We start from the raw sequence: 15784 nt of genomic DNA, 5'->3' as shown, positions 1-15784 counted from the left end.
TCGGCCGGCTAAGCCCGGCCAATCCATTGCCGATAGTTCTTCGCCTGGCGACGAGATTTCAGCTGATTGCCGATCAATGCCATGAGTGGCGACGTCCTGGGTTTTGTCTGTTTGCCTTGGCTCAACAAGCCGAGTTGCTTCTTGACCACCGACGCCACTGCAAGCGACGCCAGCGCCTTATTCTTCCAGCGGACGACGATCGGCTCCACTTCGGTGTCCTGACCTGCCATCCACTGGTTTGGCAGGGCCGGCTCGATTGCCAGCGCAGTGGCAAGCCCCACCATCGACACCGAGCCGCTCACCACTCGCTCCGCGACCTCCTTTCTGCGCACGCCGCCGGTGACCATCAGCGGCATGCGCGCGATTTCTCCTATTTTTTCCGCGCACTCGAGAAAATACGCTTCTCGAGCCAGGCGGCTGCCATCGCGGGTTTGCCCCTGCATCGCCGGGCTTTCGTAGCTGCCACCGGACAACTCGACCAGGTCGACCGCCTTGGCGTTGAGCATTTCCACCACGCGCGCCGCATCCTCGGCATCGAAACCACCGCGCTGAAAGTCCGCGGAATTGAGCTTCACAGCGACGCAAAAGATCGGTGCCACTCGCCGGCGTATTGCATCGATGGTTTGCAGGAGAATTTGCGCACGATTTTCCAGGCTGCCTCCCCAGCGGTCGCTACGCCGGTTGGTCAAGGGCGAAAGGAATTGGCTGAACAGGTAACCATGCGCTGCATGAATCTCCACGCCGGTGAATCCGGCACGCTCAGCCAGCACTGCGGCCCGGGTATAGCGCTCAATCAGCTCTTCGATCTCCTGCTCATTCAAGGCTCTGGGCGGCACAAAGGCCTTTGATAGTCCGGGAATGTCGACAGCCACCGCGGAGGGGCCCCGTGCCGATTGCCCCATGGAGGCCAATAGCTGCCGTCCGGGATGATTGATTTGCATCCAGGCCTGGGCTCCGCGACTGCGGCAAGCATCGGCCCATAGCCTGAACTGGCCCAGGTTCCGATCGTCCTCAAGCACTACACCAGCGGGTCCGGTCAAGGCGTGGCGGTCAACCATGACGTTGCCAGTGATGATCAGGCCGGCCCCACCGTCCGCCCAACGCCGGTAGAGCTTAACCAGCGCATCCCCTGGAGCGTGATCCTCATTGGCAAGATTCTCCTCCATGGCAGCCTTGGCGATTCGGTTGGGAATCACCGTGCCGTTAGGCAAACGAAGCGGTTTGAAGAGCTTTGAGCCGGTCATGTTCTGTCCTTCAGCTGATGAGAATTCGGCCAGCCATCGCTAAGGGTCATACCGTTTGAGCACCGTCTGCACAGTGCTTGCTCAGGTTGTTGAGCTCCTGGTTTGCATCGAGGGGCCGGTTTGATGACCTGCCGGGACGGCGAGCCAGAAACACGACATAGCTGAACACGCGTGTTCAGTTGTGTCAATGTGTAGAGCCCTTCAACGATCCTGCCATATCCAATCGTTCTACCGGTTTTTTTAGCCATAGAAAGGATCTCATTGAGAAAAACGTATTTAATTCAAAAAACGTTGTTGACGTAAACTGAACACAGGTGTTCAATCGGGCCATAAGGTAATCCTGGAGAGAGAACCGTGGAATCCCTGAACCCAACACAGCGCCGTATTCATCAAGCCGCCTTTCGCCTGTTCGCTGAAAGAGGCACCTCACAAGTGAACATTCTTGACCTCGCACAAGAGGCAGGCGTGGCGCGCGGAACGGTCTATAGCAACATCGACAACATGGAAAGCCTGTTCGAGGCGGTCGCCAGCCATCTCGCCAAGGAGATGCATGAGCGTGTCAACAAGAGCTTCAACTCCCTCACTGATCCGGCTCAGCGCCTTGCCAATGGCATTCGATTGTTCATTCGTCGAGCGCACGAAGACTCTCAGTGGGGGGCGTTCATCCATAAATTCGCCATGAGCAATGCTTCGTTGCGCGAAATGTTCAGCAGCCAAGCGACGACCGATCTTCTGAGCGGACTGTCCAGTGGGCGGTACACGTTTGAAAAGGGGCAATTGCTCTCGGTAATGACGCTGATATCGAGCAGTGTCCTGGGCTCGATTTTCCTGGTGCTGGAAGGCCACAGGACGTGGCGCGAATCGGGCTCTGACACGGCCGAGCTGGTGCTGCGGGCATTGGGCGTCCCGCCTGAAGAGGCTAGAGCGCTGGCGACCAGCGAGTTGCCAGCACTGCCTTCCCTCGACTGATTCATTAACCGAGTCAACCAGACACCCCTGGATTTTCAGGGGTGCGGGGACGGCTTTACCCTGAAAACCCGGAAAACAAGAACAATGACCCACAAAAATGAAATGCCCCGGTTAGCGACACCACAACCTGCCCGGCATCCGCAACCGACGGTGAAGGCCCAGGATCTGACGCACCTGATCTTTCAACGGCCGGATTTGAACGAGGCGGCGCGGTTCCTGACTGACTTCGGCCTGTCGGTAAGTCAGCAGGACGCCGATACGCTTTACCTGCGCGCCACCGTCCCCGCTGCTTACTGTTACCGTGTCCATCGTGCAGAACATGCACGTTTTGTCGGGTTCGGACTGGCAGTCCAGTCGCTCAAGGATCTGGAAAAACTGACGCGCATCCCAGGCGCGTCATTGGTAGAAAAATCAGAACATCCTGGTGGTGGGTATTGCGTCAAACTCACCGATCCTTCCGGATTCATCGTGGAAGCTGTTTGCGACCAGACGGCAGGTATAACGCTGGGACACAGAGCTCCTCTTTCCTGGAATCTGGCGCAGGAGCAACCGCGAATTAACGCCACGCAGCGCCCGCCGATCGCTCCGGCTGAAGTCCTCAAACTGGGCCACATCGTCATCGAAGTTGCCGACTACCAGGCGACCTGCGCCTGGTATACGAAGCATTTCGGGTTGATTCCCAGCGACGTACAGGTACTCCCCGATGGCACACCTATTGTCACCTTTATGCGCCTTGACCTTGGTGACACTCCTGCGGATCACCATACGCTCGCGATAGCGCAAGGGTTCATGGCGACCTATAGCCATAGCGCCTATGAGGTCGTCGATGCGGACGCTGTGGGCATGGGGCAGCGCGTCCTGCGCGAGCGCGGTTGGGTGCACTCATGGGGCATCGGCCGACACATTCTGGGCAGTCAGATCTTCGATTACTGGCAAGACCCTTGGGGCGATAAGCACGAGCATTACTGCGACGGGGATATTTTCACGGCTGCACAGCCTACGGGCATTCATCCCGTGAGCCCCGAGGCAATGGCGCAGTGGGGGCAGCGCATGCCCAAGCGTTTTACAAAACCGAAGATGAGCCTGGCCAATCTGCGTGCGCTGTTGCGCAACCTGCGACGCAGTCCGGACTTGAGCATTCGCAAGTTGATAACACTCATGCGGATGTTCGGGTAGAGCTGCCGCCATGTCGGGCAATGCAACCAGGTATGGCCGTCGGGATGTGCTCAAAGCCGGCGCGTTGATCGCCGGCGGCTCGTTGGTCTACAGCGTTGCCAGCCCCCTCTCAGAACAACACCACAGTTCTCGCGCCGCCGAGCGCGAGACAAACGCCGCTCCAGGAGTACCTTCAATGTCTGCTGTACACGTAGTCCGCTTCGAATTTCAGAACGGTATCCACTGGGGCGTGCTACGCCAGGGCCGTATCACGGTTGTCCCCGGCGCTTTTGAAACCACCGGTGATTTCATTCGCGAAAACAGTATCGACGACCTCGCTCAAATAACAGGTACGGAGCTTGCGGAGGGCGAAGTGAAACTGCTGTCGCCGGTGACCCGTAACCAGCAGTTCGTCTGCCAGGGCGCCAATTACCGTCAGCACATGATCGAGTCGGGCATGGACCCGGATGCGAAGAAATTCAACATGATCTTCACCAAGGCGACGAGTTGCCTGGTGGCGGCTGACAGCGACCTGATCAAGCCGCGCACCGTGCGCTTCCTTGACTACGAGATCGAACTGGGGCTGGTGATGAAACGCGCGATCAACGGCGCTGTTGCTGTCACCGACGCCAATCTGCATGAGTTCATTGCAGGCGTCGTCATCGTCAACGACTACTCGGCTCGTGACATTCAGATTCCTCAGATGCAGTTCTACAAGGGCAAGAGCTTCCGCACTTTCGGTCCGGTCGGCCCGTACCTCTGCCTTCTGGATGCCACGAACATTCGTTACCTCAAAGAGCTGCAACTGCGCCTGACGGTCAACGACCAGGTGCGACAGAACGACAGCACGGCCAACCTGGTTTACGGCCCCGCTGAAACCCTTACCGAACTTTCCGGCCTGCAAGATTTCGCCGCTGGAGACCTGATCGCCACCGGTACGCCTGCTGGCTGTGCGCTCACGGTACCTTCGCCTGGCAAACAGCGTATTGCGGCCCTGATGCCAGAAGCCACTAAATGGAAGCTGTTCCTCAAGGCGCAGGAAGGTCGGACGCAATATCTCAAGCCAGGTGACGTGGTTGAGGCGCGCATTCGCAGCGCCGATGGTGTGATCGACCTCGGCGTGCAACGCAACCGAGTCGTGGAGGAAGCCTGATGGTTGTGCAGACCCTGAGTGACATCGAAAGCCTCGAACAAGTCCCCCTGTCGGAACGTGGCCTGGCATCCAGCACTTATGAAGCGCTGCGACAGGCAGCCCGGTGCTCCCCCCAGGCACCGGCGCTTAGCTTCTTCGCCGATGCCGCCGATTTCAAGCGCACCTACAAATGGAACTACTCCCAGCTCTTCGCGGATATCACCCGCGCGGCGAATGCTTTCCATGACCTGGGTATAAAACCGGGCGAGGTGCTTGCCTTTATCTTGCCCAATCTGCCGGAAACCCATTTCACGATATGGGGCGGGGAGGCGGCGGGCATCGTCATGGCGATTAATCCGCTGCTCGAGGCCAAGCAGATAGCTGGCTTGCTGGATGCTGCGAAGGCATCCGTGGTAGTGACGCTCGCGCCGACGGCGGGCAGCGATCTGTGGCCCAAACTGGCTTCGCAACTGGATCAGTTGCCCACGGTCAGGTCTGTCGTGTGGGTCAGCATGGAGCCCTATGTCGCCGAACCCGTGCGTGGGGCTCTGAAAGCAGCGGCACTGAAGGAACGAGGCTTGCATCGAGATATCGCGATCCACGATTGGCAATCGCTGATGAGTACTCAGCCGCACACACACCTGAAGAGCGGTCGGCAAATCCGCCGCGATGAGTGCTCCTCCTACATTTGTACGGGCGGCACCACCGGGCTCCCCAAGATCGCCGCGCGTAGCCATGGCTCTGAAGTGTTCAATGCATGGGCCGTAGCCGCTCATTTGCAGCCACGCAGTGGTGGCCAGGTTATCTTTTGTGGCCTGCCGCTGTTTCATGTCAATGGACAACTGGTGACGGGGCTGGTGCCTTGGACTCAGGGCGACCATGTGATCCTCGGCACGCCTCATGGCTATCGTGGCGAGGGGGTGATCCCACGATTCTGGGAGATGGTCGAGCACTTCGGTATCAACCTCTTTTCCGGCGTGCCAACTGTCTATGCCGCACTTCTGCAAAATGAATGGCAGGGCTGCGACCTGTCCAGTCTTCGCTATGCAATGTGTGGCGCCGCACCCATGCCGGCTGAGCTTTTCCGGGAGTTCGAGCGCAGGACCGGGGTAAAGATCCTTGAAGGTTACGGTCTGACGGAGGGCACCTGCGTTTCCTCAATCAATCCGCCCCATGGCGAGCGCCGTATCGGCTCCATCGGGCTGCGGATTGCCTACCAGAATATGCGCGCGGTCGTGCTCGATGATTCTGGAGAGTACCTGCGCGACGCCAATGTGGATGAGATCGGCCTCATCACGATCAGTGGCCCGAATGTCTTCGAGGGCTATCTGGAGGAGCGTCATAACCAGGGCCTTTGGATCGATATCGAAGGTCAGCGCTGGCTGAATACGGGCGATTTGGGCCGTCAGGATGCACAGGGGTACTTCTGGCTGACCGGACGCAAGAAGGAGTTGATCATTCGCGGCGGCCACAACATTGATCCCAAGCAAATCGAGGAGGCTCTGCAGGCGCATCCCGCTGTCGCCTTGGCCGCTGCAATCGGCAGCCCCAATGCCTACTCGGGCGAGGTGCCAGTCGCCTACGTTCAACTGCGTCCCGGGCAAGTTTGCAACGCCGAAGAACTTGAGGCATTCGCTCATCTCAATATCAGCGAGCGGGCAGCAGTCCCCAAGCGCATTGAAATTCTCGAGGCGTTGCCACTGACTGCCGTGGGCAAGATATTCAAGCCCGCTTTGCAACAGCGGGAGATTGCCAAAGTAGTCCAGGAAGAAGTGGAACGCCTGGGGCTTTCGAATATTGCTGTTGAGGTCGTGCAGGACAATCGCCGTGGGCATGTCGCCTGCATCCGGGCCGGAACTGCCCAAGAAGTCCTGGCTCCGCTTTTGGGGCGTTATAGCTTTCAAACCGAGTGGCTTAATTGAGTCTCTGATTCGCATCTGTAATCGCGTCAGTCGTGCCCTGGTGTTGTTCAGTCAGGGCCTTTTACACAACTTCGATCAATTCCAACCGGCACTGAAAAGTGCACAGGAAGGCGAAGCCTTGCCTGCGTGCAATCAATAAAAACAATAAACAAGAGGTGGACAATGAAACTGAATAGCCGTGTGATCCCGTGTCTCTCTGCTCAGCGAAAGTATGCTGTCTGGATTAAGGTCACCAGTGCCATGGCCCTGCTCAGCGCCTCTTCTATTGCAGGTGCCAATGGCATTGCTCTAAACGAACAAAGTGCAAGCAGTGCGGGAACTGCTTATGCAGGAAGGTCGTCTTCCGCGCTGGACGCCAGCACCATCTATGGAAATCCTGCTGGCCTGACCAAGTTGAAGCGCAGTGAAATTTCCGGCGGTGCCGCGATCGTTTCGGTGAGCGACGACATCAGTGATGCGCAGAGCAGTGCCCCAGGCACGAATGAGGGGGACTCGGTACCTTTGGGGGCCGTTCCTTTCGCCTATATGTCGACACCGCTTGATGAGCGTCTTTCGGTGGGGCTGGGCCTCTATGCCCCGAGTGGTCTGATCAATGATTACGAGGGCTCTTTTCAGGGTCGCTACCATGGCTCCTACAGCACGACCAAGGAGATAACGCTGCAGCCTACCATTGCCTATCGAATCAATGATTACGTGTCTATTGGGGGTGGACCGACCCTGAACCGTTTCAATGCAAAGCTTCAGAATTACATGGCAACCGGCGCCCTGAACAACGGCCAGGACACACTGGTTACCATCAAAGGCGATGACACGGCGATTGGCTACAACGTCGGACTCTTGGTCGACTTTAATGAGGCAACCCGTTGGGGGGTTACCTATCACTCGAAGGTGAACTATCAGCTCAAAGGGCACACTGAGGTTTCCGGCTCCCCGAGCGTTATCCCGCTGGACGGAAAGTATGACACCCAGATAGATCTTACGATGCCCGAATCAGTGGATACGTCCATCACCCATCGATTCAATAGTCGCTGGACCGGATACCTGGGGACCACCTGGACACGCTGGAGTCGGATTCAGAAGATCGAAGCAATCAACAGCGGTGTTTCCGCCATGGGCCAGGCTGCTGGCCTGGGGCGTGTGGCCGAAGAGATGAACTGGCACGACACCTGGTCCACCGCGGTTGGCGCATCCTATCAATTGAACCCGCAATGGCTGATTCGTGCAGGCTACGCCTATGATCAGACGCCCGTTGGAAATGCCGACCGCAGCGTGCGCGTTCCGGTCGGGAATCGCCAGGCCGTGACCTTGGGCGGCGCTTATTCGCCGACTGCCGATCTGACGTTAGACTTTGCGTATGGCTATCTCTGGGATTCAAAAGCCTCAGTACAGCATTCGAACAACTCCGGACTTCAACCGGAATACAGTGCCAACTACAAAAATAGTGCGAATGGAATTTCAGTGCAGGCAACCTATCGGTACTGATCGACACGACTCCATTTTTGCAAGTCTTGCACCTTTAATCGAAAAGCAACTATCCCGATGGGGCGTGATGCAGTTCTGCCCGTCAGTCAGCACCTATTGCCGCGATTACTTTTGCGGCAGTGGGTGGGTTTTGCTCAGCCACCAGCAGCAATGACTGCGGCACAGGGCTTTGCGGGTGCTGCGGTTCCTGCAAGCCGGCCAGCCGAAAACCGGCCATGTCCAGAGCATTGAGCCAACTGGACAGCGTTCGGAAGTACCACGGCATGGGTTGCCACTGCCCCTTGAACCCAGCGAAGGTCTCCTCCCGCCAACCATCTTGATAGTCGCCCGCCGCCGCGGTCCACGGATGCAGCGTCTGGATCACCAGCGTGCCACCAGGGACGAGCAGGGCGTTCATGGCCGTGAGCAGGGGAATGATGTCCTGGTGCAACAGGGCGAAGTTGGCGCAAATCAGGTCGTAGTTGCTGCCAATGTCTACCTTCGCCTCCACCAACTCTTCATAGCTCGCCAAATGCACCCGCGAAGAGCCCGCCGCCCGCGCCGCCTCGACCAGCGCTGCATCGCCATCCACACCAACCGCCTGGATGGCGCGGTCAGCCAGGGCACGCAACAGCCAGCCCTCGCCGCAGCCCAGGTCGAGCACGTGCTCGGGTTGGCGGCCGAGTACCGCCAGCAGGATGGCCTGGTCGGTGACTTTCAGGCGACTTTCGATGGTGCCGGTACGGATGGCCTCGATCCAGGATTGGGCGTTGTGGTGCCAGCTCTGGAGGAGGGTGGATTCGGGGGCGGGCATTTCGATGTCCGGAGTCATGGGTTAGATGGAAGGATAGGACAAGTGCTGGCAGGTCGCAGAAGCGTTGTCGCGAACCACTTGGAAGCCATCAACCATTGTCCCGTTACCCGAACCTCTGCCATCATTCACGAACTCACACGCCGAGCAGGAAATATGAACCGTCGTAAAAAAATAAAGCAGTTATTAAAGGCTCACGCAAAAAAGGCCAGCGCCAAATTGGCACCGCCCAGTAAGTCTAAATACATCAGTAAAGCTGACCGATTGAAACTGGCTGCTGAACCCAGTCTGGACTCGATCATTTCCCCTGAGAGCTGATCCAGGTATTTTTTTTGGGTCGATACGTGTGCGGTAGGTCGGGGCGAGATGGCCCTGGTCGCATAAATTTGAAATGCATGGCGTGACTCGACAGAATCGCGCCCCGATCCGGCCAAAGGTGTCGGATATTCGTGGTGAAAAGGGGCTGCTGTTGAACGAACACACATTGTCCATGCGCCTGGAACGCGTCGCGGCGCATGTACCAGCAGATGCGCGCCTGGCCGATATCGGCTCGGATCACGGCTATCTGCCGGTGGCGTTGATGCGCCGTGGCGCCATCGCGGCGGCGGTGGCGGGCGAGGTGGCATTGACGCCATTGCGCTCGGCCGAACGCACTGTGCGCGAGAACGGCCTGGACCAGTGGATCACCGTGCGCCTGGCCAATGGCCTGGCGGCGATCGAGCCAGAAGACGGGATCACGGCGATCAGCATCTGTGGCATGGGCGGCGAGACGATCCGCGACATCCTCGACAACGGCAAGGCGCGCCTGAACGGCCGTGAGCGACTGATCCTGCAGCCCAACGGTGGCGAGCAGCCATTGCGCCAATGGCTGATGGAGCATGGTTACCGTATCCTCTGCGAGGAAGTGCTGCGGGAAAACCGCTTCTACTACGAGATCATCGTCGCCGAGCGCGTCGGGCCAGTGCTGTATACCGCCGAGGAGCTGTACTTCGGCCCACTGCAGATGCAGGCACGCAGCCCGGCGTTCCTGATCAAGTGGCAGCGCATTCTGCGCCACAAGCAACAGACGCTGACCAGCTTCGCCCGGGCTCGGCAGGTTGTGCCCGAGGAAAAGGTGCAAGACATCGCCCGGCAAGCCCGGTGGATCACCGAGCTGTTGGCTTGAACACGCTCCAGCGGCTGTACGTTAAGTCGCCTATCGAGGGATTCACGGAAAAAATGGTCTGCCCTGCAATTATCTTGGGAGCGTCTGGTTCGGGACTACGCTAAAGCTAGCTGATCCTCCATCAATTGTGACCTGTTCGCGCTGCGTCCGTCCCTGGAGCGCCAATGCCACCCATCACCACGCGCCTGGTGGCGCTGTTTGTGCTTTGCCTGACGCTTGAAGTGCCAGCCCAGATCAACGCTTGCCCAGCTGGCGAGAGACAAGTGTGCCTGAACGGCTGCATCTGCCTGCCAGACCTGGAGCCGATGCTCGGCTCCCTGCCTGATGACGTCCACCAGATCGCAGCGCCTGCCCTGGCGCTATGGTTGACCCAAGCCCGCGCTGATGCAGCCAGCGCCGGCATCCAACCCATTCCACCGCACGTCCGGCAGCAACTGCTGCGCTGGTACGACCCCAGCGTCCTCGATACCGCGCGCTACAAAGTCAGCGACGACGGTCAATTCAACGCTGCCACTGCCATGCTGCAAAACCCCGATGTCGGCGCCGTGACACTGATCGACATCATCCTCTTCCGGGACGCTCAAACCGCAGAACAGAACATCGCGCTCTGGGCTCACGAGTTAAAGCATGTGCAGCAGTATCAGGAGTGGGGGGTAGAAGGATTTGCCCAGCGCTATACACAGGATTTCAATGCTGTAGAGGCGCCGGCTTATGCCATACAGGCTGAGGTCAGGCGGTCGTTGCGCGAAGGGCTTATTGAAAAATAGCGACCTGTCACCGAGGGGAGCTATCGGTGCGGGCCAAAGCTGGGCTCGCGTCTGGTTGGCATCCGCGACAGCAGAACCTCAGGTTTCTCATACCGGATGCCGAGAGCCAGCCAGGTGGTACTCATAGAAAACGCTCTTGAAATTACTGAGGGCGGAGCAGGTGAGCATTACTGTCGATGATGGTTTGGATGATTTCCACCGAGCCATTAATGGCGAATTGCGCGCCCATGCATACCAGAAGGAAACCCATCAGCCGTGATATGGCATCAATGCCTGACTGTCCCATTATTCTCATGATTATTCCTGAGCCAAGCAGGCATACCCAAAGGATAAGAGCGGTAAACAGGAAGATTAACGGAGGGGCTACTAATAAGACCCAGGCAGGAAATAACGTACTGTGTTTGATAGTGGCGGCGGAACTTATGATCATCGCAATGGTGCCAGGTCCGGCCGTACTGGGCATGGCCAGCGGGATGAACGCAAAGTTCGGTTGTTCGGTTGCGCCGTTGCTGGAAGCAGAGGGCTGAAGAGGCGTTGGAAACAGCATCTTCAAGCCCATGATGATGAGAATTCCGCCACCGGCCATACGCAAGCCCGGTATGGAGATATTAAACGCATCCATAACAAACGCGCCTACGTAGTAAGTGAACGTCATGATCAGAAAGACATAGAATGACGTCAGAAAAGCCTGTGACTTTTTTTCCTTGTGACTCAGCCCCTTACTCAAGGCGAGAAACAGCGCAACTGTGGTGGGGGGGTTAGTCAATGGCAGCAGCGCCAGTAACCCAAGTCCGATTGCATTGAACAGATCTGTCATGTCGAACTCAAGTCCTGTTGTTCGAGGCCACGTTTGTCGGCGAACGTTGTTAGCGTGAAGTTTTGACCTTCAGCACTTCGGTATAAATGGCATCGACCGTCTGACCCACTTGGAGTTTTTTCATTCTTTCCTGAAGCTTCGGATCTTCGACTTTCAGGACAGTCGCTTTTCCCTCCGGCGGAAGCAAGGTCACCTCATGCTGTTTCAGGTCAATGCGAGTGATCTTGGACGTGACCTTGACCTGGCGAACCGCTTCACCTCCGGGATTGGGATTGTCCTTGGTAGCACGGATGGACATGGATTCATCAGTGATGCCCGATGCACCGCCAACATCGGTATCAAGCTTATAAGCGACCGAGCGAATCACATGAATATCGACCGTGTCGCCGACTTTCAAATTGTGCAGATTTTTGGCCTGGTCAGTGAGCTGGATAGGCACTGGACTCTTGTCGCGACCTTCGATGGTGACCTGGTAGTTGGCGGGATCAACGGCCAGTACGCGTGAAACGATGTGACCTTCCATGGCACTGCTGCCCAACGGTATATCGGCGGCATGGGCCGTCAGGCAGGCGGTTGAGAGGAGTGAGGCGAGGGCAACGGCGCGGATTGGTTTCATGGGTCTGCTTTTCCATAGATGGTTGACAGAACGAATCCAGGGATCGCTAGAGCCTTGCTCTGGACAATCGCTTCGATATCCGAGAGTGGACCGATCACCGCGGTTTTTCCAGTATGGCGGGCAAAATCGCAGTCTGCTTGGACCTGCGGACCATTGCCGTGGGCGATCACCAGTTGGTTGCCGGATGGACCTTGGCGATCTGTTTGATGGCGATCCGAATGTTGGCGCTGGTTGTCACCCCCGGCGGAGCAGGGCGCAACGCCGATACGCATAATTCAGTCTTCTCGGCGAAGGCTTTGCACTGATCACATGAGCGTATCTACCTCGCATCTGTGGTCGGAGACGTGGCGTCGTAGGGTAGGGATTGCGGAAAGGACGGAAAAGATACGGAAGCGATACAGAAATGGTGCAACAGAAATCGGGAACCCCAGAAACGACAAGATTGCTTCACTCGTACGAATAGAAGCCACGGCCGCTTTTACGACCCAAATAACCGGCCGCAACCATCTCCTTAAGCAGTTGCGCTGGACGATACTTGGAGTCGTCAAAGCCCCCATAAAGGCTTTGCAATGCCGCCAGCAGCACGTCCAGCCCAACCAGGTCTGCCAGTGCCAACGGCCCGATGGGATGGTTGCAGCCCAATTGCATGCCGAGATCAATGTCCTTGGCACTCGCCAGACCTTCCTGCAGCACGAAGATTGCTTCGTTAATCATTGGGCAAAGAATACGATTAACCACGAAACCAGGACGGTTACTCACCGTCACCGCACTCTTGCCGATCTGGGCCGACAACGCCAGCGCTGTCGTGTGAGTAGCGTCGCAAGTTTGCAAACCGCGTATGACTTCCAGCAGGCCCATCATCGGCACTGGATTGAAGAAGTGCAGGCCGATAAATTGCTCAGGTCGCCTAACCACTGCCGCGAGTTCAGTGATCGACAAAGAGGAGGTATTGCTGGCAATGATGCAGTCGCTGCCAACCACATCGTCGATTTGTTTGAGGATGCGTTTTTTTAGCTCAAGATTTTCGGTAGCGGCTTCGATCACCAAATCTGCTTGGTCCAGCACGGCGTAGTCGGTGCTCAACGTTATACGCCCTAGAGCGGTTTGTTTATCGAAGGACGAGATTGCCTCTTTGCGAACCTGCCGCTCCAAATTACCGGTGAGAGCAGCCAGACCTTTTGCCAGCGCTTCGTCAGAAATGTCGATCAATGAAACGTTTATACCTGCCAAGGCGCAGACCTGAGCAATGCCATTGCCCATGACGCCTGCGCCGATCACCGCAATGTGTTGAATGTTCATAAAATTCTCAAACCCTTTCAAAAATGATCGCGATACCTTGGCCGCCACCGATGCACATTGTCGCCAGTGCATACCGCCCACCTGTGCGGTGCAATTCATGAATGGCCTTCGTGGCGATGATCGCTCCGGTGGCCCCTACTGGGTGGCCAAGGGCAATCCCGGAACCGTTGGGGTTAACCTTGGCTGGGTCCAAATCAAGCTCTTGAGTGACTGCACAGGCTTGGGCTGCAAAAGCGACGTTCGCTTCGATGACGTCCATGTCTGCCACAGTCAGACCTGCCCGTTTTAATGCAAGACGTGTCGCAGGGATCGGCCCGAGCCCCATTAATTCCGGTTCGACACCTGCATGTGCGTAGGCCACAAGCCGGGCGAGGGGGCGTAAGTTATTGGACTTCACCGCGGCTCCCGTGGCCATAACCAATGCGGCGGCGCCGTCATTAAGTCCGGACGCGTTACCGGCGGTCACCGAGCCGTTTTGTTTGAATACCGAACGCATCAGGGCAAGCTGTTCCAGAGAAGTGCTGCGGGGATGTTCGTCGACACTGAATAGCTGAGTGGCCTTGCGACTCTGGATTTCCACTGGAACGATTTGGTCGATGAAGCGACCTTCAGCGATCGCATGCGTCGCACGTTTCTGCTCTTCCAAGGCCAGTGCATCCTGCATCTCACGGGTAATACCGTTGCGTTCTGCGATGTTTTCCGCAGTGATACCCATGTGGATCCCGTGGAAGGGGTCATGCAGGATGCCAAGCATATAGTCGACTACCTGGGCATCACCCATGCGAGCTCCCCACCGCGCCGACGGCAGAAGATACGGACCACGACTCATGGATTCGGCGCCCGCGCCAATGGCGATCTCGGCATCGCCCAATAAAAGAGTTTGTGCAGCCGACACGATTGCCTGTAAACCCGAACCGCACAGGCGATTGACGTTATACGCGGGAGTTTCTTTGGGGATGCCGGCATTCATGGCCGCCACGCGAGATAAATAGGCATCCCTCGGTTCCGTCGCTATTACGTTCCCCATTACCACATGTTCGATCAATGCCGGATCGATTTCACTGCGCTGCAAGGCGGCTTTGACGGCGATGGTCGCCAGGTCGCCCAGCGTGACATCTTTGAGCGTGCCACCAAAGGTGCCTATTGCGGTGCGGGTAGCGCTGACAATAAAAACTTCACGGGTACTCATGAGGAGCTCCTTGGTATGACAAGTCGCCTCTGTCGGCCCTTGTGTTCAACAGGTGACAGGTAGGCCGATATCTGAAGTAATGTTCTGGTGACGATCAGTTTAGTGGCCCATGCAGAGATGGGCCTATGCCAATACGGCTCAGCAAAAGTGCTATTTTTTGCCATACGCATTGCAGGAACTATGAGAGAAAAGCATTCGATTTCATCGTACTTCGTCAAAGCCCTGCTCATGCGCTTTCACGATCAACCAGAGCGAATGGCCCGACTTTTAATGGAGTCGGGTTTCACAGTACAGACGCCAGAAGCGCTGGATGACAGGGTGTCCCCGACGTTATTGGCCCATCTTTGGTTAGCCGTAATCAGAGAGCTCGATGATGAATTCTTTGGGTTCGACTCCCATGGAATGCCTGTCGGTAGTTTTGCGTTGATATGCCGCGGATTGATTCAGGCGCCGACTGTTGGCAAAGCGCTGCAGCTGTCACTGAAATACTTCGAGCTGTTCTTGCGCGATATTCGATGCGAGGTTCATGTGCGCGGTAAACGGGTGGTGGTAGTCATGCATTGTCGTTCAGACGACGAGTATTTGAAGGCAGTGGTGACCGAGACGTTCTTATTGATGATTGTGGGTCTGCTGTGCTGGTTAGCCGGTAGGCGCATCCCGATAGGCCGGGCGCAATTTGCCTACAGGCGGCCGCCTCACGGCGATACAAATCTCCTTTGGGGCGCAAATGTCGATTTCAACGCTGTGGCGACGGAGATTGAGTTTGACAGCGAGTACTTGGCTCTTCCGGTAGTGCAGGACCGCAAAGCGCTCTACACTTTTTTACGCAATGCGCCCCAGTCGGTCTTTATCCGATTCCGTAATCGAGAAGGGTTCAGTGCCCGGATTCATCAGCGGTTGAAAGAGTGCGGATATGACGACTGGCCGACGCTTGAGCAGGTTGCAAATGAGTTCGATGTCAATCTTGCCAGTCTACGGCGCGGCCTTAGGCGCGAGGGTTTTTCTTACCAGGAAATCAAGGATGAGGTACGTCGAGTTGTTGCATTCGAGCTTTTGAGAACAACGTCGCTGAGCATTGCGGACATCGCTTATAAGGTCGGGTTCAGAGAACCCAGCGCATTTCATCGGGCTTTCAAGCAATGGACGGGCGAAAGCCCGGGAAGCTTTCGCCAACGCAACGATAAAAGTTGACTGCGGGCGACTGAGCCCGGGATCCCGGTGTCCGCCCAACTTAATT

15 protein-coding genes and 1 pseudogene are annotated in these 15784 nt (G+C 57.0%); 9 read left to right on the top strand and 7 right to left on the bottom strand.

Features of this window, described 5'->3' with window-relative positions:
• Positions 1-8: 8 nt before the first annotated feature.
• Positions 9-1244 (bottom strand): NADH:flavin oxidoreductase/NADH oxidase family protein, encoded by a 1236-nt coding sequence (locus KW837_RS12890; RefSeq protein ID WP_218396200.1) that lies wholly within the window; start codon positions 1242-1244, stop codon positions 9-11.
• A gap of 354 nt (positions 1245-1598) precedes the next feature.
• Between KW837_RS12890 and KW837_RS12885 the strand changes: the two genes are divergently transcribed.
• The 5 genes from KW837_RS12885 to KW837_RS12865 all read left to right on the top strand — a co-directional run bounded on the left by KW837_RS12885 (position 1599) and on the right by KW837_RS12865 (position 7904).
• A complete protein-coding gene (locus KW837_RS12885; RefSeq protein ID WP_192343706.1) occupies positions 1599-2213 on the top strand; it encodes a TetR/AcrR family transcriptional regulator in 615 nt (204 codons plus the stop codon).
• A gap of 84 nt (positions 2214-2297) precedes the next feature.
• Positions 2298-3389, top strand: coding sequence for a VOC family protein (locus tag KW837_RS12880; RefSeq protein ID WP_218396197.1), 1092 nt, complete (start codon positions 2298-2300; stop codon positions 3387-3389).
• A 175-nt stretch (positions 3390-3564) separates the two neighbouring features.
• Positions 3565-4521: a fumarylacetoacetate hydrolase family protein gene (locus tag KW837_RS12875; protein WP_218396195.1), complete on the top strand. Its 957-nt coding sequence runs from the start codon at positions 3565-3567 to the stop codon at positions 4519-4521.
• Complete coding sequence (locus KW837_RS12870) at positions 4521-6422, top strand: acyl-CoA synthetase (protein ID WP_218396192.1); 1902 nt, start codon at positions 4521-4523, stop codon at positions 6420-6422. The genes KW837_RS12875 and KW837_RS12870 overlap by 1 nt, the downstream gene beginning before the upstream one ends.
• A 162-nt stretch (positions 6423-6584) precedes the next feature.
• Positions 6585-7904, top strand: coding sequence for an outer membrane protein transport protein (locus tag KW837_RS12865; RefSeq protein ID WP_218396189.1), 1320 nt, complete (start codon positions 6585-6587; stop codon positions 7902-7904).
• Between the two features lie 82 nt (positions 7905-7986).
• Here KW837_RS12865 and KW837_RS12860 read toward each other — a convergent pair whose 3' ends face one another.
• On the bottom strand, positions 7987-8697 hold the full coding sequence (locus KW837_RS12860) for a bifunctional 2-polyprenyl-6-hydroxyphenol methylase/3-demethylubiquinol 3-O-methyltransferase UbiG (RefSeq protein WP_218396188.1): 711 nt from the start codon (positions 8695-8697) through the stop codon (positions 7987-7989).
• A 153-nt stretch (positions 8698-8850) separates the two neighbouring features.
• On the opposite strand from KW837_RS12860, the gene KW837_RS12855 reads away from it, so the two are divergent.
• The 3 genes from KW837_RS12855 to KW837_RS12845 all read left to right on the top strand — a co-directional run bounded on the left by KW837_RS12855 (position 8851) and on the right by KW837_RS12845 (position 10626).
• A complete protein-coding gene (locus KW837_RS12855) occupies positions 8851-9012 on the top strand; it encodes a DUF2986 domain-containing protein (RefSeq protein WP_218396186.1) in 162 nt (53 codons plus the stop codon).
• A gap of 151 nt (positions 9013-9163) precedes the next feature.
• The gene (locus tag KW837_RS12850) at positions 9164-9859 is read left to right on the top strand and encodes a tRNA (adenine(22)-N(1))-methyltransferase TrmK (protein WP_305729665.1); all 696 of its coding nucleotides are present in this window, start codon (positions 9164-9166) and stop codon (positions 9857-9859) included.
• 164 nt (positions 9860-10023) lie between these two features.
• Positions 10024-10626 (top strand): DUF4157 domain-containing protein, encoded by a 603-nt coding sequence (locus KW837_RS12845; protein ID WP_218396182.1) that lies wholly within the window; start codon positions 10024-10026, stop codon positions 10624-10626.
• 142 nt (positions 10627-10768) lie between these two features.
• Here KW837_RS12845 and KW837_RS12840 read toward each other — a convergent pair whose 3' ends face one another.
• The 5 genes and pseudogenes from KW837_RS12840 to KW837_RS12820 form a co-directional block, all read right to left on the bottom strand.
• The gene (locus tag KW837_RS12840; RefSeq protein WP_218396180.1) at positions 10769-11443 is read right to left on the bottom strand and encodes a MarC family NAAT transporter; all 675 of its coding nucleotides are present in this window, start codon (positions 11441-11443) and stop codon (positions 10769-10771) included.
• A 49-nt stretch (positions 11444-11492) separates the two neighbouring features.
• A complete protein-coding gene (locus KW837_RS12835) occupies positions 11493-12059 on the bottom strand; it encodes a hypothetical protein (protein ID WP_218396178.1) in 567 nt (188 codons plus the stop codon).
• Positions 12060-12199: 140 nt separating this feature from the next.
• Positions 12200-12282, bottom strand: a pseudogene (locus KW837_RS29070) (hypothetical protein); the annotation flags it as partial.
• A 224-nt stretch (positions 12283-12506) separates the two neighbouring features.
• Positions 12507-13358 carry a 3-hydroxybutyryl-CoA dehydrogenase gene (locus tag KW837_RS12825; RefSeq protein WP_192343096.1) on the bottom strand — a complete coding sequence of 284 codons (852 nt, stop codon included), beginning with the start codon at positions 13356-13358 and terminating at the stop codon, positions 12507-12509.
• Positions 13359-13365: 7 nt separating this feature from the next.
• A complete protein-coding gene (locus tag KW837_RS12820; RefSeq protein WP_192343097.1) occupies positions 13366-14547 on the bottom strand; it encodes an acetyl-CoA C-acyltransferase family protein in 1182 nt (393 codons plus the stop codon).
• Between the two features lie 180 nt (positions 14548-14727).
• Here KW837_RS12820 and KW837_RS12815 point away from each other — a divergent pair, with 180 nt between their 5' ends.
• Positions 14728-15738, top strand: coding sequence for an AraC family transcriptional regulator (locus KW837_RS12815; RefSeq protein WP_218396738.1), 1011 nt, complete (start codon positions 14728-14730; stop codon positions 15736-15738).
• Positions 15739-15784 lie beyond the last annotated feature (46 nt).

It is taken from the genome of Pseudomonas sp. PDM24 (genome assembly GCF_019218905.1).
GTDB lineage: Bacteria > Pseudomonadota > Gammaproteobacteria > Pseudomonadales > Pseudomonadaceae > Aquipseudomonas.
Note: the sequence above shows the minus strand (reverse complement) of the source record. Positions and strands in the feature narration are given on the sequence as shown.